This is a genomic window from Ralstonia sp. Ralssp135 (assembly GCF_047304345.1).
Lineage (GTDB): Bacteria > Pseudomonadota > Gammaproteobacteria > Burkholderiales > Burkholderiaceae > Ralstonia > Ralstonia chuxiongensis.
In genome coordinates, this window is sequence record NZ_JBGLYZ010000031.1 from 42,171 (window position 1) to 64,369 (window position 22,199).

Here is a 22,199-nt window from a genome sequence, read left to right on the forward strand (position 1 = left end):
GCGCTTACGCTGCCGCCTGCACGTGCGCAAGAAACGCGGTGACAGACAGCGGTGCCGCCCACAGATAGCCTTGCCCGGTCGCACAGCCCAGCGCGCGCAACGTCTGGCGCTGCGCTTCAGTTTCCACCCCTTCGGCAATGCACTCGAGATGCAGCGTGCGCGCCAGCTCGATCATCGTGCGGCAGATCACGCCGCGCTGGCTGGTCTGGTCCACCGCAGCCGTAAACGAGCGATCGATCTTCAGAATGGTGAAGGGCAGGTCGGCGAGCAGCTTGAGCGTGGCAATGCCCACACCAAAATCGTCGATGGCCAGGGGATGGCCCAGCAGGCGCAGGCGGTTGAGTGCGATGGTGAGCTGCGTGGCATCGTGCACGGGCGAATCCTCCGTCAGCTCGATGGCGATGGCCGCCGGCGCAATACGCGCCTCGCGCACGATGGCGTCGATGCGGTCTACGGTGCCGGCCCGGCTCAGCGTCTGCGCAGACGCATTCACACCGATCGAAACGGGATACGCATGCGCGGCCAGCGCGTGCTGCACGCGCACGCAATGCTCCAGCACATGGAAGAACAGGCCATCAGCCAGCCCGAGCGCTTCCAGGCGCGGCACGAACGCCGCTGGCGACACACGCCCATGCACCGGATGCATCCAGCGGCAGAGCGCCTCGGCGCCGGCAATCTGGTTGGTGGCCAGATCGTGCTGGGGTTGGAATACGACCTCGATCTGTTCAGGCGTTTCTTGGATGAGCGCGGCCAGCTCGTCGTCGGAGAACTGCGGCAAGACAGCGGCTGCAGCCGGTGCCCCGTCCCGCTCCCGCGCAGCGGCTTCCTCCAGCAGCGGCAGCACGTGCGCCGGGCGCAGCGGCTTCTGCACGCCGTGCGTGCGCGTCAAGCCGATCGCATCGGCCAGGCTGATGTGCGACTCGACGATCGGCGCATCCATCGCGCTGACCCACGCCCACACAGGCGCCTGTCGCGGAAAGACGCAGCCGCCGCGCAAGTGCATCTGCTCCATCAGCTCTGGGCCGTTCATGCCGGGCATGTCGATGTCGCACAGCACGAGATCGACGTGGCAGAGCTGGAGAAGGTAGAGCGCCTCGCGGCCGTCGCAGGCGGTCAGGATCTGCTGCACGCCCAGCGTATGGAGCAGTTGCCGGGCGGCGGCCCGTTGCACCGGATGGTCGTCCACCACCAGCACGGCGAGTTGCGCGAAACCTTCCATCGGCCAGTCCTTCTTGTTGTCGGTATCGGGGCGAGGCGCATCCCGTTTGCGCTGTGTGACGCCACCGTCAGCCGCCATTGAAGCACCGGCCGGGGGCGTTGTCAGGTGGAGTCAGCGTGCGGCGCCGGAAAAAACAAAGCCCGCGCAGCTTTTCAACTGCGCGGGCCTTGAGAGATTCCCCCAACCTTTTGAGCTTCCGACGCCGGTGTCGACAGCGTCGGGATGGAAGAAATCGTGCCCGAAAAAAATGAAGCCCGCAACAGGGGCGGGCTCAAAAGGGGGGGAGTGCTCTCTAAAGAGAGAGCAAGGTGAAGTTTAGTGGAGGGGGTGAAGTCAGACTGTCCGGGGTTGGCCGAAAGGCTTGTAGGACAAAAGCTGACGATATTTCGCGATGTTAGCCGCACAAAGCAGGCGGTTGCGCGCACATTCGCTGCGCTAACGTGATTCAAGCAACGCTTTGGTTCTTTCGCGCCGACAGACGTGTAGGTGTTCGAGGGGCGACTCGAAGCGCACGCTTGAAAAATCCTTGCTCGTTGCTATCGGGCAACGCTGCCGAGGAAAACACGTAGAAAAGTTGAGAATTCAGGGTAGCCGGGACCGGCCGAGATGCAAGGCGGCCGGAAGAACAGCAAAAGCCGCGCGCCAAAGAAAAAAGCCCGAGCACCAGGTGCTCGGGCCACAATCCACCAAGGAGGGTGGAGGAGACAGTTCCTACTATAGCGAATCGTTTGTTGCGTTGCAATAACGTAGAACTACTTAATGTAACGAGAAGCTACAAGCGTTGCCGCAGCGCCACGTGTGACGAAAACGATTGCACTTGTCACACAATGACGCAGCGCAGCAAAACGATGCGGTGCGCTCAAAATCTAGTCTGCCTGCCGGCACGCAGTGCTTCACTCTCGCACCAATCCGCGAAAGTAACCGCTGACTTAGCACCCGCTGCTTAAAACGCCGGCAGGATCGCGCCCTTGAACTGCGTGTCGATGAACTTGCGCACGTCTTCCGATTGGTAGGCGCGCACCAGCGTCTTCACCCACGGCTGGTTCTTGTCTTTTTCGCGCACGGCGATCAGGTTCGCGTACGGTCCCTGGCGATCTTCCAGTGCGATGGCGTCCTTGGCCGGCGTCAGGCCATTCTTGACCGCGTAGTCGGTGTTGATCGAAGCGGCGTCCAGGTCATCCAGCGAGCGCGGCAATTGCGCCGAGTCCAGCTCGATCAGCTTGATCTTCTTCGGGTTCTCCACCACGTCACGCGGTGTCGCATTGTTGCCGTTCGTGCCGGCGCCCGCCTTGAGCTTGATCACGCCCGCCTTCTGCAGCAGAAGCAGCGCGCGGTTGCCATTGGACGGATCGTTCTGGATACCGACCTTGGCGCCTTCCTTGAGCTGCGCGAGCGATTTGATCTTCTTCGAGTAAAAGCCCATCGGCGCCACATAGGTCAGGCCCACGTTGACGATCTTGTAGCCGCGCGCCTTGATCTGGCCGTCGAGGAAGGGCTGGTGCTGGAAGCCGTTGGCATCCAGGTCGCCCGAATCGAGTGCGGGGTTGGGCTGGGCGTAATCGTTGAACTCGATGATCTTGACGTCCAGGCCGTCCTTCTTGGCGACCTTCTGCACGACTTCCCAGATTTGCGCGTCGGGGCCGCTCATGGTGCCGAGCTTGATCTGCTTGGTGTCGGCGCTGGCGGCAGTGGCAACAGCAAAGGCGATGGCCGGTACGGCCACGCGCGCAAGGCGGGAGAACAGAGACATGGAGAAACCTCGTGGATCTTGTCGTGAATGAAATCGCCCGCGGGTAGCGGGCGGTGTGACGCAATCGTGTCACGCATGCGCGCACGACAGAACGACATTTTCGGCATGTCCATATGCCCAAGAACGGTGCAGCTAGGCGATGGGCTCGCCGTCTTCCACGGGCGGGGGTTCAGCGGCGGGCAGGGCGACGACGAAGCACGCGCCGCCATCGGCCGGTGCCTCCACCCAGATGCGGCCGTGATGCGCGCTCACGATCCCCTCGCACACAGCCAGACCCAGGCCGACGCCGGTGGTGGCCGATTCCTTCTCACCGCGCGTGAACTTCTCGAAGATGGTTTGCACCGAGCCCGCCGGCACGCCAGGGCCGTGGTCGCGCACACGCAGGCGCAGTTCATCGCCGCGTGCGTCGTCGTGGACGATCTCGCCGGAGATGCGCACCTCGGTGCCGGCCGGCGCAAACTTGCCCGCGTTCTCCAGCAGGTTCGACAGCACGCGCTCCATCAGCGGTCCGTCGCAGCGGATGAGCGGCAGGGCTGCGAGGTTATCCACAACCACACGATGATCGGGCAGCGGAATCGCCTGCAGCGCCGCGCCAACAAGCTCTTCCATCGATTGCCATTCCAGCCGCAGCTTGACGTCCTGGTTCTGCAGGCGCGCCATGTCGAGCAGGTTGGTGACCATCGTGCGCATGCGCTGCGCCTGCTGGCCGATGGCGGTGGCAGCCTCAGCTTGCAGCGCGGGCAGGGGCGGCTGCGCGCGCAGCAGCGTCTCGGCCATCCCTACCAGGCCCGTGAGCGGCGTGCGCAAATCGTGCGACACGGCGGCCAGCAGTGAATTGCGCAGCCGCTCCGATTCCATACGCACCAAGGCGTCGCGGGCGACTTCCACGTAGTGCACGCGCTCAATGGCAATGGCGATGAGCGTGGCGCAGGCGTCGATCTGGCGGCGGTTGTCGGGCTGCGCAAGCACATGGAAGGTTTCGGGCTCGACGGCCAGCACGCCGCGAATGGCCATCGGCGCTTTCAGGGGCAGATACAGCACCGAGCCCGACGGCAGCGTGTGCGTGCCCGTGCCGGCAGGCTGGCCGTGCTGGTACGTCCAATCGGCCAGCACGCGGTCGAGGTTCGGCATGCCCGACGGTGCATCGGTGGTGCCTTCCGACTTGGCGACTTGCGGTGCGCCGAGCCGCCCGTCCAGCCCAACGAAGAAGAACGCGCAGCGCCCGCCAAAGGTTGCGTTGACGAAGCGCCCACCGATGCTGACGATCTGATCCAGCGTGAGCGCGGCGGACAGTTCACGCGCGGCCTCATACAACGCATGCGCGGCGGCCTCGCGCTGCACCGCCACTTCGGCCTGTTCACGCAGGCCTGCCGTCAACTGGCCCACCAGCATGCCCACGGCCAGCATCACCGCAAAGGTCAGCAGGTACTGCACGTCGCTCACGGCAAAGGAATAACGTGGCGGCACGAAAAAGAAATCGAACAGCGCCACCGACAGCACCGACGCCAGCGCCGCCGGGCCGCGCCCATGGCGCATCGCTACCGCCACCACGGCGGCCAGGAACAGCATGACGATGTTGGCCAGATCGAACACCGGCCGCACCAGGCTGGAGAGCGCCGTCGCAATCCCGACGTACACGCACGCGGCCACGTAAGCCGGCTTGAGCCACCCGGCCTGTGCATCGGCAGCGCGCTGGGCTTCGCTGCGCACATCAGCACGGCCGACCTCGGCTGCGCGCGGCGTGAGCTGGATATGCGCCGGGTCGGCCGCGGCGCGAATCACGTCGACCTCGGGGCAATGCCGCGCCAGCGCCTCGGCAAAGTCACCGCTGGGCAGCCGGCGCTCCAGCCCGATCGCCAGCCGCAGCGCAACGACGATGGCCCGCGCCGATCGCCAGCGCTTCTCGGGCGGGCGCCCGATCACGGCCTTGGTGATGTTGTGGCGGCGGATATAACCGGTGATGGCCTCGACGGCATTGGTGCCGGCCAGCGTTTCCACGCGCGCGCCTGCGTCTTCGGCCAGCTTGAGCAACGCATGCAGGCGTTCGGCGCGGGCATCGGCCGCACGCAAATGCGGCATCACCACGGCCACGGCATGCCAATCGCATTCAAGCTGCGCGGCCAGGCGCGCAGCACTGCGGATCACCTGCTCGCTGTCGCCCTGCGGGTCCAGGCAGGCGACGACGGTCTCGCGCGTGCGCCAGACGTTTTCAATGCGGCGCGCGCGGCGGTAGGCCTGCACGTCGTCGTCCACGCGGTCGGCGGTGCGGCGCAGGGCGAGTTCGCGCAGGGCGATGAGGTTGCCCTTGCGGAAGAAATTGCGCGCCGCGTGCTGGGCCTGCTCGGGCATGTAGACCTTGCCCTCGGCCAGGCGGCGCAGCAGTTCATCGGCGGGCAGATCGACGAGGATGACTTCGTTGGCGGCATCGAACACCGCGTCGGGCACCGTTTCCCACACGCGGATGCCGGTGATGCTGCCCACCGCCTCGTTCAGGCTGTCGAGATGCTGGACGTTGACGGTGGTCCAGACGTCGATGCCGGCGGCAAGCAAATCCTCGATGTCCTGCCAGCGCTTGGGGTGGCGCGACCCCGCCACGTTCGAGTGCGCAAGCTCATCGACGAGGATGAGCGCGGGCTTTCGCGCCAGCGCGGCATCGAGGTCGAACTCGGGCAGCGTGCGGCCCTTGTATTCGATCTGGCGGGTGGGGAGGTGTTCAAGGTCGGCGACCAGCGCGGCGGTTTCAGCGCGGCCGTGGGTTTCGACCAGGCCGATGATGACGTCGATGCCCGTTGCGCGGGCGGCCTTTGCTGCTGCCAGCATCGCGTAGGTCTTGCCTACGCCGGCTGAGGCGCCGAAGTAGATGCGGAGTTTGCCGCGGGCGGACTGCTCTTGGCCGGATTGGAGCTCGGCTAGGAGTTGGTCTGGGTTCGGGCGTTGGTCTGCTGGCATGGCTTGTATTTTGGGTGCTTTTTGTTCTTGTGGTGCATCCCTTGTTTCATCCCCTGCCGGGGCTGACTCACTTTCTTTGTCTTGCCAAAGAAAGTAAGCAAAGAAAGGCGCGCCCGAGATGGCGAAAGATTCCTTGAATTTATGTCGCAGAGAGGGGAAGGGAAAAACTCGCTGCGCTCAGACAGTTTCCCTTCCTTTTTCCTCTCTGCAACAGAAATTCAAGGCGCCATCTAGGGCAGGGTACGGCCACACCATCGAAGTACGGGCGCAGTAGTGGGTGCACAGCAAGGCGCAAGGCAGGGCAGTAAGACCCGGTGGAGATAGCAAGCGAAGCGAAGCCGCACACCGCAACAAACGAAACTCCAACAGGCCACACAAACCACCGGTTTGGCCGTTGACGTTCCTGCCCTTGATGGCGCCTTGAATTTTCGTAAGCGGGCGGAAAAAAGGTGGGGAACTGTCTGAGCGCAGCGAGTTTTCCCCACCTCCGCCCGGTTACGCAAATTCAAGGAATCTTTCGCCATCTCGGGCGCGCCTTTCTTTTGCTTACTTTTCTTTGGCAAGACAAAGAAAAGTGAGTCGTGCCCGGCAGGGTACGAAAGGGGGATGGACCACCAACATCAAAGTCAAAGCCAGTGGCCACAACCCTCACTTCAAATCATCCAACGCCAAATTCAACTCCAACACATTCACCGTAGCCTCCCCAAACACCCCAAGAATCGGCCCCTTGGTGTTCTCAGCCACCGCCTTCTTCACCAGCTCAGTCGACAGATGCCGCGCACGCGCCACGCGCTCAACCTGGTACGCCGCAGCAGCCGGACTGATCTGCGGGTCCAGCCCGCTGGCAGATGCCGTCACAAGGTCCGCCGGAATCGGCGCCGTGTTCGTCGGGTCCGCTGCCTTGAGGGCAGCAATGCGTGCCTTGGCTGCCTCCGTCAACGCGGGGTTGCTCGGCCCCAGGTTGGAGCCACCAGAAGCCTGCGCGTTATACGCGTTCGGCGCAGTCGCCGAGATCCGCCCCCAGAAATACTCCGGCGACTCAAAGTTCTGCCCGATCAACGACGAGCCCACCGCCTTGCCATTGCGCTCGATGATCGAGCCTCCGGCCTGCGCCGGAAACATCGCCTTGCCAATGCCCGTCACCACCACCGGATACAACACGCCGGTAATAAGCGACAGCCCAATGAAGACCGCCAGCGCCGCACGCAGCAGCCCACCTTGTTGCGGCACATCGGCCTGCACGTTTTGTGTTGTGGTTGCCATGAATGCACTCCTTCCTTAAACCCAGCCCATTGCGGCCAGGAACATGTCGATGATCTTGATGCCCGGGAAGGGCAGCAGCAGGCCGCCCAGGCCGTAGACCAAGAGGTTCCGGCGCAGCAGCGCAGCCGCCCCCAGCGCGCGGTATTTCACGCCCTTGAGTGCCAGCGGAATCAGGAACACGATGATCAGCGCGTTGAAGATCACCGCGCTCATCACGGCCGATGCGGGCGTGGCCAGGTGCATCACGTTCAGCGCAGCCAGTTGCGGATACGTGGTCGCAAATGCGGCCGGGATGATGGCGAAGTACTTCGCCACGTCATTGGCGATCGAGAACGTGGTGAGCGAGCCGCGCGTCATCAGCATCTGCTTGCCGATCTCGACAATCTGGATCAGCTTGGTGGGGCTGGAATCCAGGTCGACCATGTTGCCGGCCTCCTTGGCGGCCTGCGTGCCGCTGTTCATGGCGACGGCCACGTCGGCCTGCGCCAGCGCGGGCGCATCATTGGTGCCGTCACCGGTCATGGCAACGAGGCGGCCTTGCGCTTGCTGCTCGCGGATGAGCGCAAGCTTGGTCTCGGGCGTGGCTTCGGCAATAAAGTCGTCAACACCCGCTTCCGCAGCGATGGAGGCGGCGGTGAGGCGGTTGTCGCCGGTGATCATCACCGTCTTGATGCCCATCTGGCGCAGCTCGGCAAAGCGCTCACGAATGCCCGCCTTCACGATGTCTTTCAGCTCCACCACGCCGAGCACGCGGTCGTTGTCGGACACCACCAGCGGCGTGCCGCCTTGGCGCGCGACGTCGTCCACGGCGGTGGACACGGCATCGGGAAACTTGCCGGCCAGCAACGTCACATGCGTGCGAATGGCATCTGCCGCACCCTTGCGGATCTGACGAGCGTCGCCTGCATACGAAACGTTGATACCACTCATGCGCGTTTGCGCAGAGAAGGCGACGTACACGGGCTGCGTCTTCGCAAGCGCCGCTTCATCGATGGAAGCCTCGCCCAGGTTGCGTGCCAGCGTGACGATGCTGCGGCCTTCCGGCGTTTCATCGGCCAGAGACGACAGCCATGCCGCCTCGGCCAACTGCTTGGCCGACACGCCCGGCGCGGGAATGAAGCGCGACGCCTGACGGTTGCCGTGCGTGATCGTGCCGGTCTTGTCGAGCAGCAGCACATCCACATCACCGGCAGCCTCCACGGCGCGGCCCGACGTGGCGATCACGTTGGCCTGCATCATGCGGCTCATGCCCGCCACGCCAATGGCCGACAGCAACCCGCCGATGGTGGTCGGAATCAAACACACCAGCAGCGCGACCAGCACGGTAATGGTGATGGGCGAGCCAGCCTTCATCGCGTCCACCGAGAAGATCGAGTACGGCAGCAGCGTGACGGTCGCCAGCATCAGGATGATGGTCAGGCTCACCAGCAGGATCGTCAGCGCCAGCTCGTTGGGGGTCTTCTGGCGCTTGGCGCCTTCCACCATCGAGATCATCCGATCAAGGAAGCTCTCGCCGGGGTTGGCGGTGATGCGCACGATGATCCAGTCCGACAGCACGCGCGTGCCGCCCGTCACGGACGAGAAATCCCCGCCCGATTCGCGAATGACCGGCGCCGATTCGCCCGTGATGGCGCTTTCGTCCACCGAGGCCACGCCTTCGATCACCTCGCCATCGCCGGGCACCATGTCGCCGGCTTCGATCAGCACGATGTCACCACGACGCAGGGCGGTGGCGGTGCGCGCCTCCACGCGGTCCCTGCGATGCGGGTCTGCCAGCACCTTGGCCTGCACGGTGGTCTTGATGCCGCGCAGCGATGCGGCCTGCTGCTTGCTGCGGCCCTCGGCCAGCGCCTCGGCAAAGTTGGCAAACAGCACCGTGAACCACAGCCACACCGACACAGCGAGGATGAAGCCCGCGGGCGCTTCGGCCTGGCCGCGCAGCGCCATCACCCACAGGATGGTGGTCAGGATGCTGCCGATATAGACGACAAACATCACCGGGTTCTTGGCCTGCGCGCGCGGCGACAGCTTGCGGAAGCTATCCACAATGGCGGGCTTGACCAGCGCCGACGAGAACATCGACAGCTTGCGCACATCCTTGGCAGATAGCGTCGTGTGCGTGCTGCGCGCGTGCGGCTCGGCGGCTGCGGCAGTGCCAGTGCCGGCACTGGGCTCAAGCTTGTGCTTGACCGTACGCACGGCAGGTTCGGATTCGGGATAACGGATAGCCATAAGGCACCTGTTGATATTGGGTAGACGACTCGCCTTGCGCTTAGCGTGCAAGGTGTTCCGCAATGGGGCCGAGCGCGAGGGCCGGGATGTACGTGAGCGCGCCCACCAGCAGCACCGAGCCGATCAGCAGCACCACAAACAGCGGCCCATGCGTGGGCAGCGTGCCGGCCGTCACGGGCAGGCGCTTCTTGGCGGCAAACGTGCCTGCCATGGCCAGCACCGGCACGATGATCCAGAAGCGGCCCAGCCACATGCAGATGCCCAGCGCCACGTTGTAGAACGGCGTATTGGCAGACAGGCCCGCAAACGCGCTGCCGTTGTTGTTGGCGGCAGAAGAAAAGGCGTACAGCACTTCAGAGAAGCCGTGCGTGCCGGGGTTGAAGATGCCCGCCTTGCCCTGCGTCACCACCACGGCCACGGCCGTGCCCACGAGCACCAGCAGCGGCGTGACGAGGATAGCGATGGAGGTCATCTTCATCTCGAACACCTCGATCTTCTTGCCGAGGTATTCCGGCGTGCGGCCGATCATCAAACCGGCAATGAACACGGCCAGGATGGCGTACACCAGCATGCCGTACAGGCCCGAGCCCACACCGCCAAACACCACTTCGCCCAGTTGCATCAGGAACATCGGCACGAAGCCGCCCAGCGCGGTCAGCGAGTCATGCATGGCATTGACGGCACCGCACGAAGCCGCCGTGGTGATCGTGGCAAACAACGACGAAGCCACGATGCCGAAGCGCGTTTCCTTGCCTTCCATGTTGCCCACGGCCTGGTCGATGCCGAGGTTGGCGAGCATCGGGTTGGCGTGCAGCTCTGACCAAGCCAGGAACGTAGCAAGCGCCACGAACAACACCGTCATCGCGGCGAGCACGGCCCAGCCTTGCCGGCCATCGCCCACCATGCCCCCAAACGTAAAGCACAGCGCCGCCGGGATGATGAAGATCGCCAGCATCTGCACGAAGTTGGTCAGCGCGTTGGGGTTCTCGTACGGGTGTGCGGAGTTGGCGTTGAAGAAGCCGCCACCGTTGGTGCCCAGCATCTTGATCGCCTCTTGCGACGCGACCGGGCCCATGGGCAGGGTCTGCGTTTGCGTGGTGGCTTTCTCGGTGACAGGGTTGCCTTGCGCATCCTTGAGCGGGTTGCCCTGCGCATCCATCTTCGGGTTGTCGTACGTGGTGGCGGTGACGGTGGTCACCTCCTTGTAGCCATCGAAGTTCTGGATCACGCCCTGGCTCACGAAGAACACCGACACCAGGATCGACAGCGGCAGCAGCACGTAGACCGTGGCGCGCGTGAAGTCGACCCAGAAGTTGCCGATGGTGTTGGCCGAGTGGCGCGCAAAGCCGCGAATGAGTGCAATCACCACCGCAATGCCGGTCGCCGCAGACAGAAAGTTCTGCACCGCCAGGCCGAGCATCTGCGTGAGATAGCTCATCGTGCTTTCGCCCGAATAGCCTTGCCAGTTGGTGTTGCTCACAAAGCTGATGGCCGTGTTGAAGGACGAATCCGGCGTGATGGCAGCAAAGCCCTGCGGGTTGAGCGGCAGCCACTGCTGCGCGCGCTGCAGCGCATACACCGCCAGCGCGCCCAGCACGTTGACGACGATAACGGCCAGCGCATAGCGCTTCCAGCCCATTTCAGCCTGCGGGTTGACGCCGGCCACGCGATAGAACAACCGCTCGATGGGGCCGAGCCAGTGTGTGCGCGATGGCTTGTCACCAAACACGCCGGTCATATACGCGCCCAGCGGTTTGGCCAGAACCAGCAGCACGACCAGATAGATCGCCAGCTGGAGGAGGAACGCATTCATGGTGTGCCTCGCATTGTTGTTAGAAGCGTTCGGGCCACAGCAGGGCCACGAACAGATAGACGAGCAGAACCACCGTGATGGCCCCGGACAGCACATAGAGCCAGGTCATTGCTGTTTCTCCATCGCGTGCGTGGTGGGTTGGTCTTTGGTGGCAAGCCGGCCGGAGAGGGCGAGCAATCCGCCCACTGCCAGGGCCAGCACCGCAAGGCCGGCGAGATAAACGAGGTCCATATGCGCTCCCCTTTTCCTTCAGGTCGTGATGGTCAGAACGTCTTGGTCACCGCCAGCAGCGCGGTGGCCTTGCCCATGTAATTGCCGCGCGTGTTGGTGTAGGCGGCGCGCGCAGCGTTGGTATCGATGTACGCAAGCGATGCCGTCCAGCCGCTGCCGAAGTCTTTCGTCACGCCCACCTTCCAGTCGGCATACGACGTGCGCACCACTTGGTGCGGCACTTGTTGATAGCCCACGTGCAGGTTCAGCGTCAGGCCCCAGAAGCCGGTGTCGAAGTTGCCCGACAGATCGAAGTACTGGCTGTGGTGGCTATCTGCAAAACCGAACAGGTTGGAGAACGCGTGCGAGTACTTGAACGAGACCGGCCCGTAGCCGATCTGTGCATAACCCTCGGTGGTGTGCGGGCGGGTGTAGCCGCTTGGGTAGCTGCCCGGGTAGTAGTACTGCAGCACGCCCACATCAATGGGCACGTCCTTCATCAGCTCGGTCTTGTAGCCGCCGTAGAAATCCATCTCGATGGGGGCGGACACGTTGGGGTTGGAATCCCCCAGCCAACTGATCGACGAGTTCCAGTTGCCCACGTAGAAGCCGTTGGGCAGCGCGTAATCCACCCCGCCCTGAATGGCGGGCTTGTTGTTGGTCTGCATGAGACCGCGATAGCGGTACTGGCTGGCCAACGTGACGTTGGCCGTGAGCGGACTGGCAGGCGCGGCCGGGGTGGCAACAGGCGCCGGCGCAGCGTCAGTGGACTGCGCAAATGCGGCCGCGCTGGACAGTGCTGCGGCACAGAAGACAACGCCACCGATGACGGTGGCGTGCAAAGAAACCTTGGCTTGCATGGACCTTTCCCTTGTTTTTTTGGGTGCCGCACGGCCCGGCGCAGGTGCGCGTCAACGGGGGCCGGATGCGGCGTGCAGGCAGGCTCCCGTCACAGGGCCTGCGTGCAGTGCAACAGTAGGGAAAGGGGGGTAAAAACGGGGTAAAGGTTGGGGGGAGGGGTGTAAACGCCGTGTAAACGTCTGCCTTGGCAGCCGGCTGCCCGCCAGTCAGTGATCGGTTATCCGCACGCTCAATGTCCAAGACCGCTCTTGGCGATCTGCTGTTCCACGAATTGGGCGAACAGGGCATGCATGCGTGTCGTCGGGTGCAGGTTGTCGGCAAACATGTATGTCTGATCGGCGTTGGCCGTCACGTAGGTCGCCGGCGAGCAGAACAATGCCGTTGCATCGGGCGTTTTGGCTGGGTCGCAGGCCACGCTGGTGTTTGACACGACAAAGCCGTTAGCCTGAAAGCTCGCGACAATCTGGTTCACCCAGGTATAGGCATCGATCTGGATGACCTTGCCCTGGAGGCCATTGCTCTGCAGGGCCGCGTTCAGGCTGTCGTTGAACAGTTGCGACAACTGAGTCAGGTTTGCTCCTCCGTCGCCCGAGGAGAAGCCTTTAGGCGAGAGTCCGACGTTCGGCACGTTGACGACCACCACATGCGTGGCGCCGCCCTGGACGATCTGCGCAACGATTTGCGCCAGGGTGGCGGCCGCCGTCTGCACGATCGGCGCGGCGGCGGGCAACGCCCCGGCGCGAAGCACATCATTCGAGCCCGCCCAGACCAGCACCAGTTGATTGGCGTTGAAGCTCCCGTGCGCGGCCAGATAGCTTGAAACCTGCTCATTGACGGGCATCTCGATGTTGCCGATCACGTCGGTCAGAAAGTCGTACAGGTTTGCCGGCGTTGCCACTGTCGCGCCGCCCTCCGCGTAGCCGAGCCCGCCTTGCGCGGTCAACGCATGCGTGATGTCGATCGTGAACGCCGCGCTGAGCGTATCGCCGTAGTATTGCGCGACGTTTTGCGTCCACACCGGCCCCGGGTTGGTTGTGAAACGCCCACCTCTCACCACGCTCGCAATGGGCGCGTAGGTGCCGACGTCCGACAGGCTGTCGCCGAACGAGACGACCTGCAGATGAACGCCACCCGGCGGGGTTGCCGAGTCGCTGCCGTTACCCGAGCCCTCACCACCCCCGCATGCGGCAAGCAGCGAGGTCATCACGGCAAGCATGGCCGCACAAACCCTGTGATTGATTCCTTGCATGGCGCCTCCCTTGCCGGTCGGCTGGATCGTTGGGGTCACGTGGCGAGTGGATCGCCTGCCTGCTGATCGCTGTTGCGATGGGCACTTTGATTCAGCATAGAAGATGCCTGGGTCTACATGCACCTGGCGCTGCGCAAGCTGGTTGGGGAGGTGGATCGAGTCGGACCAATGGCGAAGACACCGACGCCAGCGAGGGATTGGTTGGCCAGGCTGCGGAGGTAAGAGAAAAGCCCGCTGGTGCGAGCTTTGGTGGCGCTACTGGAAGAGAGCGAGAAAGGCGCTGATGATCGACGCAACGTTTGCAGCTTTTGGCAGACCTGCCTGGTTAGCAAGCATTGCTGTTCCTCTATGAACACAGCTTCGCGCTTGCAAGCCGATTCAAGCTGACGCCCTGCTCAGCTGCCTGAATGACGAGGGCGCGGTGCGCTTGCGGCGGGATACGCACCTTGAACTCGCCGCTGTAGGTACGGTCAGCAATCGGCTCAGCGACTTTCTCGCCATTCGCCTCCATGCCGCGCACCGCTTCGGCAACAGCCTTGCGAATACCGGCAAGCGCACCTTCCGGCGTGGCGGCGAGCCACGAGAGCGATGGAAATTCTGCGCAGAGGCCAACATGTTCCCCAACTTCAGAGGGCCGCTTCGTTCGGTAAGTGAAATGGTCTCGGGTCATGACGTCGCTCCTGAATCAAAAAGAGCCGCACAAGGCGGCTCTCTTTGTTAGTTACCCGGTGATGAATAGGGCAGCATGTCATCGACCTTGATGATCTTCCAACCATCATGTTGCTTGGTGAAAAACACGAGAACGATGACCTCGCAACGCGAGCCAAAGCTCACAGGCACGACAACAGCATCGCCGAACGTGAGCGGCTTACCTGGCTTGATATGCGCGAGCCAATCACGTTCGTCGTAATCCTGCACCTTCATGAAGTAGTCCACACCGCCAGGAAGTTGGCCTAGCTTGTAGTCTCTGCGCAGGCTCTCAACCGTGGACGCGTCAACGTAGCGACCGATCTCTCGATCTAGAAGGGGAAATACTTGGTTCACCTGCTTGTTGATGTACCAGACATAAAATTGCTTCACTTGCAGACTGGGAGCTTCCACAGCGTCAGCATAGGAAGCGCACGAGAAGGCCATCAGAAAACTGGCAATCCAGCATGAGATTATTTTTTTCATGCTTGCCTCAATGATGTCGATACAACTTGTACGGCGGCTTTTGCGTTCGATACTCTTTCCCAGGATAAAACCCATTGTTCTGGACAAAGTCTGATATCCACCTTGATCCGTCAAACATCGCCATATGGCCGTGAGGGTGCCCCGGGATGGGTTGGATCACGATCACGTCACCTCGACGAGGTGACAAAGCATCCCCCAGTTCGATAAATCCGGCTTGACGCAAGGGGAGTCCATAGTCCTTTGCCGATAACGTTGGCGTCACACTAATTCCGCCTGCTTCAATCGCCTTTCGGACATACTTTGCACAGTTCCCACCGCTTTGGCTTTGCGCATTCTGCCGAACATAATTGGTGGCTGCATTACTGTCCCACATAGTTTCCTCGCATTCAGTTGATTGAAAATATCTCTCACAAGACATTTCCGAGAATGCTAGGACTTAAGGTGTAGTTTAAGGATTGAGATTTGTGTCGTATTCATTGGAATATGTGTTATTCCAATTTAACAGGCTTTCCCCACATCCTTCTCGTACCAAACCCCTCCGCGTAATCCAACCACGTCTACGGTTATTCCGCCTGCTGCACCTCATTCGGCGATCCTTCATTACTTCTGCCAGCTTCGTCGTCTTTTCGCTTTGCTCCCCGACTAAACCGCACCGCCAACGCCTTCCGCGCCGCATCCAACCCTTCCCCCTGGCCCGCCACCTTGAGGAACGCATACCCCTCCAACGTGGCGCTCATCACATCGCTGCCCAGCGCCAAATGCGAATCCGACATGCGTTCATGAATGCGGGCCACGCGCATGAGGCGACTGCGTAGCTGATCGAAGCCCGCGAGATCGCGGCGCAGTTCGGCGAGGTCGAAATTGCCGGGCAGCACGTTGGGGTTGTTGTTCAGCACCTCCACGGCCTTGCGCGCGAAGGCTTCTGACTTGTCGCCCATCTTCACCAGCGTTCGGCGCTGAACCGGGGTGAGGTCGATCAGGCTGGCGAGCCGGTCTTCCAGCGTCTTCAGCGCGCCGTCCACGGCGGCCAGATCGGCCGAGGTGAGCTGATACGAAATCAAGTTCTGCGGCATTTCACTCCTCGCAAATCAATTGGCAGTGCCGTGCCGTCAAGGGCACGAGGGCGGGAGATTGGCCGCTACGGCGCTGGTCCGCAATGCCAGGAGGGGGTTTTGGGCGAAGAATCAGAATGATCTGATGCGGCCTTCACAACTCGACACATCGAGAGGTTTTCTCCACGGCCCGAGCTCGGAGCTCGACGTGTGAGGCTTTTTGCTCGGCTGCCCGAGCTCGGAGCTCGGCGTGCGAGGCTTTTTGCTCGGCTGCCCGAGCTCGGAGCTCGACGCGTGAGGCTTTTTGCTCGGCTGCCCGAGCTCGGAGCTCGGCAGGCGAGACTTTTTGCTCGGCGGCCCGAGCTCGGAGCTCGACGTGTGAGGCTTTTTGCTCGGCGGCCCGAGCTCGGAGCTCGACGTGTGGGGCTTTTTGCTCGGGCGGCCAAGCTCAGAGCTCGGCGTACGAAAATCAGAATCCGGCGCGTACCCCCCATCGCTATAATTCCCCCCGCTGCCGCACCAACGGCAGCCTGGTTTAGCGACCTGAAACACCAAGGCGGACGATTGCTGCATGCAGTCGCACTGCTGCTTCCGTTCGCGCCTACTTTGGCGGGCCGGATGGTGAGACCTTCGGGTCTACCGGTTTCCTTGGGACCGGGTCGCTAACACCATCGTCAGGCCCGCCACCCTCGTTTAGCGCCGAGATGGTGGGGCTCCTTCAATCCCAAGGAGGCTCCATGCCTATTGCAGACGAGACGCGCCCAGCGTCGTACCCATCCCCGCCAGCACCGTCGCCTAGTCCACCGCCCACGTCATCCGACACAGGCAGGCTCACCAAAAACCGCACCTACCTGAACGGCGCCATCGCAGCGCAGGCGTATCTCAAACGCACGCGCACCGCCATGTGCACGCACGGCCAATGCCGGCCGGGCATGCTGCGTGAGCAGCTTCAACACCTCTCTGCACACGCATTCCCGCCGGCGTTCATCAAAGGCTTTGTGGATGCGATTGACGCGTACGTTTCGATGTCGCTCGGGGGACGCGACGTCGATCCGCAGACGTGGGATGTATTAGCTGCCGTAGAGCGGCGAGGCTACGGCCAATAACAACAGATTGACGCATTCCCATGACGGGTGGGAATGCCATGCGCGACACCGGCACGCGGCTAACGAGCGCGAGCCGCCCTGGGCTGAACCTCCGGCGCATACAGCCCCGGCAGCTTGGGGATGTTCTCAGCCATGAACTGCAGGAATGTGCGCGCCCGTAAGGGCTGATATCGCCGCGAGGGCGACACCAGATGCACTGAGTGCGGAGGAATCTGCCATTGCGGCAGCAATTGGACAAGCCGGCCAGCATCCAGAAGGTCTTGCACAAGCCATGCCGGCGCGCTGCCCACGCCGAGCCCCTCAAGAAAGCACTCGCGCAGCGCGAGCGAGCTGTTGACGCGGTATCTGCCACGGGGTGAGACGGCGACGTTTTCGCCTCCCTTGCTGAATTCCAATCGAGCACCGGTGGCACTGCGCGCGTAGGCGACGTACTGGTGCGCGAGCAGGTCTTCGGGCCGCTTGATCCGTAGCGAGCGTTTGACGTATTCCGGTGTGGCAACAAGCACACGCGGTGACCACGCGACGTTGCGCGCAACCGCGTTGGGCGGTAACTCGTCGCCAATGCGCACGGCCAAGTCGATACCCTCCTCAACAAGATCGATGATGCGATCGGTCAGGTTGAGCTCGATTTCAATCTCGGGGTAGTTCGCCAGAAACTGGAGGACCAATGTATTCAGACGCAGCTCACCCAGGCCCGTGGGCGCGCTGATGACCACCCTGCCGGCAGGCCGCTGCATCTGCCCACGCACATCGGCAATGGCGTCTGCGTACTCTTCAAGCACCTGCTTGCTGCGCTCGTAGAAGCGCCGGCCTTCATCGGTGGGCGCCAGGCTCGTCGTTGTCCTTTCGAGCAAGCGCACACCGAGGTCGTTCTCCATTGCAGAGATGACCTTGCTCACCGTCGGCTGACCGATCTTTGCCTCGCGCGCAACGGCCGAAAAACTGCCCAGTTCGACTGCGCGTACATACAACCGCATTGATTGGAGAGAATCCACGATATTCCATCCGGGAATAGGCTATATGCCATTCTCGTGCGTTCTCCGATGAAATGGAATGAACTAACGTTCGTCGTTCTTCACTTCTTTGGAACATGACGATGGACTCTGCAGCACACGCACCGCTGGGCGGCGCACATGTTGTTGTCTTTGGCGGAAGCTCGGGAATTGGCCTCGCCACGGCGGCGGCAGCCAAGGCAAAAGGGGCGGAAATCACCCTTGTGGGACGATCGCCCGAGAAGATCGAGGCGGCCGCCCGCTCAATCGGTGGCGCCCGCACGGCGGTTGCCGACATCGCGGACAGGTCTGCCGTAGAGGCGGTGTTCCGCACGTTGGAGCGTGTGGATCATCTGGTCATCACGGCCGGCAGCTTTATCGTCGGCAAGCTGACGGAATCAGACCCGGACCAACTTCTTGCGGCAATGCATGAGCGCATTGCAGGCCCCCTCTACGCGATCAAGGCTGCATTGCCCTTGATGCCGCCAACAGCATCCATCGTGTTGACGAGCGGGCAGCTTGGCGATCGGCCATCGGGCGATGGCACGTCCGTGATTGCTGCTGCCGTGCGTGGCGTCGAGGGGCTTGCGCGCTCGCTTGCGCTCGAACTCAAGCCGATTCGGGTCAATGTGGTTTCTCCGGGCTTTGTGGATACACCGTTGTTCGATGTATTCGGCCCAGAGAACCGCACGGCGGTCCTCACCCATGTGGCGAGCAGCCTGCCCGGTGGCCGGGTAGGGCACCCGGAAGAGGTGGGAGAGGCGATCGCGTTCATATTGGGCAACCGTTATATGAACGCGGAGATCCTGCATATCGATGGGGGTGGGCGTTTCGTCTGAAACACGGGGGAGATTGCTGCTGCTTAAACAGCCTTGGAGGCATTCCCGTGACGAGCGGGAATGCCGGAAGGCTACGAACCGGTACTGTAGTCACCGCATGTGAATGAAGGCATAAGCGAATATGCCGAGCACGACCGCAACCAGGGCCCAGAACAGCCACGTCGGAATAGGGACGCGATGGTTCTCGCGGATCGGGGTGTTCAGATAGGTAAGCGCTTTGGCCTTGCTGACGAGATCGCGGGACAAGAATGCCCGCCAAGCGAGGACAAGACCTGCAAGCAGGGATGCCACCCCGCCGCTTAGAACGCTCAACACATAGAGGTAGAACGAGCCGGCATTGGAGCCACCGCGCGTTGCGATGAATGTCTCACCAACCTTGCCTTTGAGGCGGACGCTTCCATCGGTCCAACTCTCCAAGCCATGAACAAGCAGCGCGGCACCCAAAAGGAAAATGCACACCAGCACCGCGTATGTGCGGACGGTCGGTTTTTCTGAAGTGTTGGTCTGCATTGTGTTGATTGAGGCGAGATCGAACGAGTGATTTTTGCCGGGTGCCTGCGAAGGAAGCGCTGCTTCTCGGCAGCGTCGCGGCTACTTGTGCGTTCACTGCGCAGTAGGCCGCTCAGGCCACCCCATCACTCAACTTGCTTTTCAAACTCGTTGAGCCGCTTCATGACAGCGGGATTGTCTTTGTACCGCCGCTTCAATGCGGCAAGACGCTTGTCAGTGCCAGCGCAGTAGATGTCCAAGCTGTCGATCAGGAATTCTCTTCGCTCCACCTGTTCCGGGCTGTCTCCCTCGGCTGGCTCTCCACGAAAGTGGTCGCAGGTTTTCCGTTCCTCAATGAACGCCTGGGCCTCCGCCGGAATGGGCGATGGGGTCAGCGCGCATGCGTGCTGCGACGCTACCAGGAGGATGAAGCAGCCTGCGAACTTCAATGTCATGTGCATGTGAGTACCGGTCGGATTGAGCACTTCTTTCAACAGCCGAGCAGCTTAGTGCGCAATCCGCCGGAGCGCAGTGAGCCCGACGATTACGGAAACAAGCACGACTGGCGCGAGAAACCCCACCAGTAATCCACCGACCATGGCGCGACTGCGGAACCACGTCGGGCCGAATGCTCGCGGCGAGAAGTTGGCCGCGATCTGGCTGCGCCCTTGTGCGATATCGCCAAGGCGTCTGGCGGCGGTTTCAAGGTTGGACAAGAAGCGCTCACCGCCTGTGGAATCTCCGTCGATCGTGCCGGCCCAGGTGTTCACACGGGCATGCAGGGAGGCATCGCACCATTCGATGGCGAACGCGTAGCGTGTCAAAAGGAGGTCCAGCGCAGCGCACAGGTCGCTGTCAGCGGCAACCGCGTGAGCAACGTTGGGCGCTTGTTTGCCATACGCAAAAAGGCCGGGGCGGATTTCCGCTTTCGGAAGCCATGACAGCGGGTTCACGAAGCGCATCTTCTCTTTTGCATAGAACCCGACGTCGACAGGCTTGGCGCAATCGACAGAAATCGTCGCAACTTCAAGTGCTTGCAGGCGCGCAATCGAGACATTGCGCTGCCGGGCCATTTCATCGACTGAGTCCATGGTGTGCGGTGTCTGGCGGGGAATCTATTTGCAAACCCTCAAACCTTCGCCACCGGCTTCAACTCCCACATCGGCAGGTAGTTCATGATCGGCCGCTCGAACGTACCGCCCTTGTCGATAAAGGGCTTGCCCGAATCCAGCATCGGCCGGAACGTATCCAGTTGCTTGGCCGCGTCCAGGTCAGTCCACAGGCTCACGTTCGACAGCGACGACGTTGACTCGTCTTCGCCCACATAAAATGCGACCAACCCGCGCATGGCCTCGATACCGGGCCGGAGCACCGCTTCGAGATCGTTCATCATCTGCCGCATCTCGGCAAACTTGTCCGGCGGACACCGCAGAATCGAAACTCGGACGACTGGCTGCATTGGGAACTCCTTTCGTTGAGATGCATTGAAAGACAGGTTAATTCGCCCGTACCCGGGGCAATGAGCGTACCGTCGGCCAACCTCCCGGCATCAGCCGTGGCAGTACGCCAGCACAGCAAAATGCCCGCCGTATGAGTGGCATATTCTCAATGCCTCGGCCTCCCAAGAGGCATCTTCCTTCTCATAGGTCGCCTCGCTGCGGTGCCAGTCTCCATGTGGAGTCAGCACGGAATAGGTGACGCCTTCGGCAGTAAGTTGGTCGACTGGAAAGACAACCAGCGGTTGCGCATCCGGAATGCCCGCATAGGCGGAATAACTCAACTGGCTTTGATCCATCCACTCTTTCGTGCAACACCAGTAGTAGTCCCACCGCGCGTTCTCGACCGGCGTGTCGTCTTCCCACATCTTGAAGGGGCTCATCATCTCTGCGGCCACAGCCTCTACTGAGTCCGTGTTCAGAGGGTTGATATCGGTCGGCAAGATGATGAGCGCAAAGAATTTCATGATGAAGGGCGTCCATCCCGGAGCGGGCTTGCCCGTTATGAAGGACGCCTGCTGACGATAGTGAACGGAGTGCAGAACGGATGCGGAGAGTACCGCTACTGCGCCAAAAACTTAACCACCGCACCCACCGTAGCCTGCGTCTGTTCCTCCATCAACCAATGCCCCGCATCCGGAATCACCAGCTCTTGCACGTTGGTGGCGGCGTTGCGCATGACGATGGCCTCGTTCTCACCGAAGGACTTTGCGCCGCCGATGGCGAGCACCGGCATGGGCAGCTTGGTGGCGATGGATTTCTTGTTGTCTTCCGCGTCTTGCGGGATCGACAGGAATTGCGCAAACGCTGAATGCATGGCGCCCGGCTTGGCGTAGAGGCGGGCGTAGTGGACCCGCGTGGCTTCGTCTATTTTTGAAGGGTCGCCGGCAAATTCATTCCAGAAGCGGTCGAGGTAGATGCGCTCGCGGCCTTTGACGAGCCGCTCGGCATCGGGGCCGCCGAACGAGAAGTGCCAGAGCTTGGGCGAGCGGACGATCTGCTCCCACGGCGGCACACCGGGCACGGGCGCATCCATCACGACCAGCCGCGTCGTCTTGTCCGGGTAGCGCGCCGCATAAGCAAACGCCACCATGGTGCCGATGTCGTGGCCGACCACATCGGCCTGATCGATGTTCAGCTTGGTGAGCACCGCGCGGATGTCACCCGCCTGGGTGCGCTTGTCATAGCCGCCTTCAGGGTGCGACGACAGCCCCATGCCGCGCAGATCCGGCACCACCACGGTATGCGTGCGTGCCAGCTCGGCCGCCAGCGGCGCCCACATGTCGCCTGTGTCGCCAAAGCCGTGCAGCAACACCACGGCCGGGCCGCTGCCGCCCACGCGCACAAACAGCGTCGCCCCATCGGTCTGGATGTTCTGGTGCCGGAAGCCCGGCGGATACGGCTTCACCTGCGCTTGCGCAAAGGGCGTCATGGCAAGCATGAGCGCGACGGCGGCAAACAGTTTTCGCATGGCTGTTCTCTCCGGGGGGTGCGGCTGGGGGGCTG

22 protein-coding genes are annotated in these 22,199 nt (G+C 62.2%); 2 read left to right on the forward strand and 20 right to left on the reverse strand.

The genetic code is table 11. From position 1 onward, the window contains the following. Positions 1-4: 4 nt before the first annotated feature. From ACCD03_RS19250 to ACCD03_RS19310, 13 genes are all read right to left on the reverse strand, one after another. Entirely contained in the window at positions 5-1,219 is a 1,215-nt protein-coding gene (locus tag ACCD03_RS19250) for an EAL domain-containing protein (RefSeq protein ID WP_413412590.1), read from the reverse strand. A gap of 943 nt (positions 1,220-2,162) precedes the next feature. Then, complete coding sequence (locus tag ACCD03_RS19255) at positions 2,163-2,969, reverse strand: MetQ/NlpA family ABC transporter substrate-binding protein (protein ID WP_413412572.1); 807 nt, start codon at positions 2,967-2,969, stop codon at positions 2,163-2,165. 132 nt (positions 2,970-3,101) lie between these two features. Beyond that, positions 3,102-5,918, reverse strand: coding sequence for a DUF4118 domain-containing protein (locus ACCD03_RS19260; RefSeq protein ID WP_413412573.1), 2,817 nt, complete (start codon positions 5,916-5,918; stop codon positions 3,102-3,104). A gap of 648 nt (positions 5,919-6,566) precedes the next feature. Further along, positions 6,567-7,181, reverse strand: a complete 615-nt coding sequence (gene kdpC / locus ACCD03_RS19265; RefSeq protein WP_413412574.1) for a potassium-transporting ATPase subunit KdpC — start codon at positions 7,179-7,181, stop codon at positions 6,567-6,569. Positions 7,182-7,196: 15 nt separating this feature from the next. After that, complete coding sequence (kdpB, locus tag ACCD03_RS19270) at positions 7,197-9,413, reverse strand: potassium-transporting ATPase subunit KdpB (RefSeq protein WP_413412575.1); 2,217 nt, start codon at positions 9,411-9,413, stop codon at positions 7,197-7,199. A gap of 40 nt (positions 9,414-9,453) precedes the next feature. After that, positions 9,454-11,226 (reverse strand): potassium-transporting ATPase subunit KdpA, encoded by a 1,773-nt coding sequence (gene kdpA / locus ACCD03_RS19275; RefSeq protein WP_413412576.1) that lies wholly within the window; start codon positions 11,224-11,226, stop codon positions 9,454-9,456. A 19-nt stretch (positions 11,227-11,245) separates the two neighbouring features. Further along, the gene (kdpF, locus tag ACCD03_RS19280) at positions 11,246-11,335 is read right to left on the reverse strand and encodes a K(+)-transporting ATPase subunit F (RefSeq protein WP_004628487.1); all 90 of its coding nucleotides are present in this window, start codon (positions 11,333-11,335) and stop codon (positions 11,246-11,248) included. Beyond that, positions 11,332-11,457, reverse strand: coding sequence for a hypothetical protein (locus tag ACCD03_RS19285; protein ID WP_004628489.1), 126 nt, complete (start codon positions 11,455-11,457; stop codon positions 11,332-11,334). The genes kdpF and ACCD03_RS19285 overlap by 4 nt, the downstream gene beginning before the upstream one ends. Positions 11,458-11,489: 32 nt before the next feature. Further along, positions 11,490-12,296, reverse strand: coding sequence for a TorF family putative porin (locus ACCD03_RS19290; protein ID WP_413412577.1), 807 nt, complete (start codon positions 12,294-12,296; stop codon positions 11,490-11,492). A 230-nt stretch (positions 12,297-12,526) separates the two neighbouring features. Continuing rightward, positions 12,527-13,546, reverse strand: a complete 1,020-nt coding sequence (locus ACCD03_RS19295; protein ID WP_413412578.1) for an SGNH/GDSL hydrolase family protein — start codon at positions 13,544-13,546, stop codon at positions 12,527-12,529. A gap of 346 nt (positions 13,547-13,892) precedes the next feature. Beyond that, on the reverse strand, positions 13,893-14,216 hold the full coding sequence (locus ACCD03_RS19300) for a type II toxin-antitoxin system HicB family antitoxin (protein WP_413412579.1): 324 nt from the start codon (positions 14,214-14,216) through the stop codon (positions 13,893-13,895). A 47-nt stretch (positions 14,217-14,263) separates the two neighbouring features. Then, positions 14,264-14,794: a hypothetical protein gene (locus tag ACCD03_RS19305; RefSeq protein WP_413412580.1), complete on the reverse strand. Its 531-nt coding sequence runs from the start codon at positions 14,792-14,794 to the stop codon at positions 14,264-14,266. Positions 14,795-15,282: 488 nt separating this feature from the next. Further along, positions 15,283-15,792, reverse strand: a complete 510-nt coding sequence (locus ACCD03_RS19310) for a hypothetical protein (RefSeq protein ID WP_413412581.1) — start codon at positions 15,790-15,792, stop codon at positions 15,283-15,285. A gap of 716 nt (positions 15,793-16,508) precedes the next feature. Between ACCD03_RS19310 and ACCD03_RS19315 the strand changes: the two genes are divergently transcribed. Beyond that, positions 16,509-16,877 (forward strand): hypothetical protein, encoded by a 369-nt coding sequence (locus tag ACCD03_RS19315; protein WP_413412582.1) that lies wholly within the window; start codon positions 16,509-16,511, stop codon positions 16,875-16,877. A 59-nt stretch (positions 16,878-16,936) separates the two neighbouring features. Here ACCD03_RS19315 and ACCD03_RS19320 read toward each other — a convergent pair whose 3' ends face one another. Beyond that, positions 16,937-17,872, reverse strand: coding sequence for a LysR family transcriptional regulator (locus tag ACCD03_RS19320; protein WP_325653556.1), 936 nt, complete (start codon positions 17,870-17,872; stop codon positions 16,937-16,939). Positions 17,873-17,973: 101 nt separating this feature from the next. Between ACCD03_RS19320 and ACCD03_RS19325 the strand changes: the two genes are divergently transcribed. Beyond that, positions 17,974-18,708 carry an SDR family oxidoreductase gene (locus ACCD03_RS19325; RefSeq protein ID WP_413412583.1) on the forward strand — a complete coding sequence of 245 codons (735 nt, stop codon included), beginning with the start codon at positions 17,974-17,976 and terminating at the stop codon, positions 18,706-18,708. A 90-nt stretch (positions 18,709-18,798) separates the two neighbouring features. Here ACCD03_RS19325 and ACCD03_RS19330 read toward each other — a convergent pair whose 3' ends face one another. The 6 genes from ACCD03_RS19330 to ACCD03_RS19355 all read right to left on the reverse strand — a co-directional run bounded on the left by ACCD03_RS19330 (position 18,799) and on the right by ACCD03_RS19355 (position 22,164). Continuing rightward, positions 18,799-19,218 carry a hypothetical protein gene (locus ACCD03_RS19330; protein WP_413412584.1) on the reverse strand — a complete coding sequence of 140 codons (420 nt, stop codon included), beginning with the start codon at positions 19,216-19,218 and terminating at the stop codon, positions 18,799-18,801. A gap of 125 nt (positions 19,219-19,343) precedes the next feature. Next, on the reverse strand, positions 19,344-19,691 hold the full coding sequence (locus ACCD03_RS19335; protein ID WP_413412585.1) for a hypothetical protein: 348 nt from the start codon (positions 19,689-19,691) through the stop codon (positions 19,344-19,346). A 12-nt stretch (positions 19,692-19,703) separates the two neighbouring features. Continuing rightward, positions 19,704-20,288 carry a hypothetical protein gene (locus ACCD03_RS19340; protein ID WP_413412586.1) on the reverse strand — a complete coding sequence of 195 codons (585 nt, stop codon included), beginning with the start codon at positions 20,286-20,288 and terminating at the stop codon, positions 19,704-19,706. Between the two features lie 38 nt (positions 20,289-20,326). Further along, a complete protein-coding gene (locus tag ACCD03_RS19345) occupies positions 20,327-20,656 on the reverse strand; it encodes a hypothetical protein (RefSeq protein WP_413412587.1) in 330 nt (109 codons plus the stop codon). Positions 20,657-20,746: 90 nt separating this feature from the next. Beyond that, positions 20,747-21,160 (reverse strand): hypothetical protein, encoded by a 414-nt coding sequence (locus ACCD03_RS19350; protein WP_413412588.1) that lies wholly within the window; start codon positions 21,158-21,160, stop codon positions 20,747-20,749. Between the two features lie 95 nt (positions 21,161-21,255). Continuing rightward, the gene (locus tag ACCD03_RS19355) at positions 21,256-22,164 is read right to left on the reverse strand and encodes an alpha/beta fold hydrolase (protein ID WP_413412589.1); all 909 of its coding nucleotides are present in this window, start codon (positions 22,162-22,164) and stop codon (positions 21,256-21,258) included. Positions 22,165-22,199 lie beyond the last annotated feature (35 nt).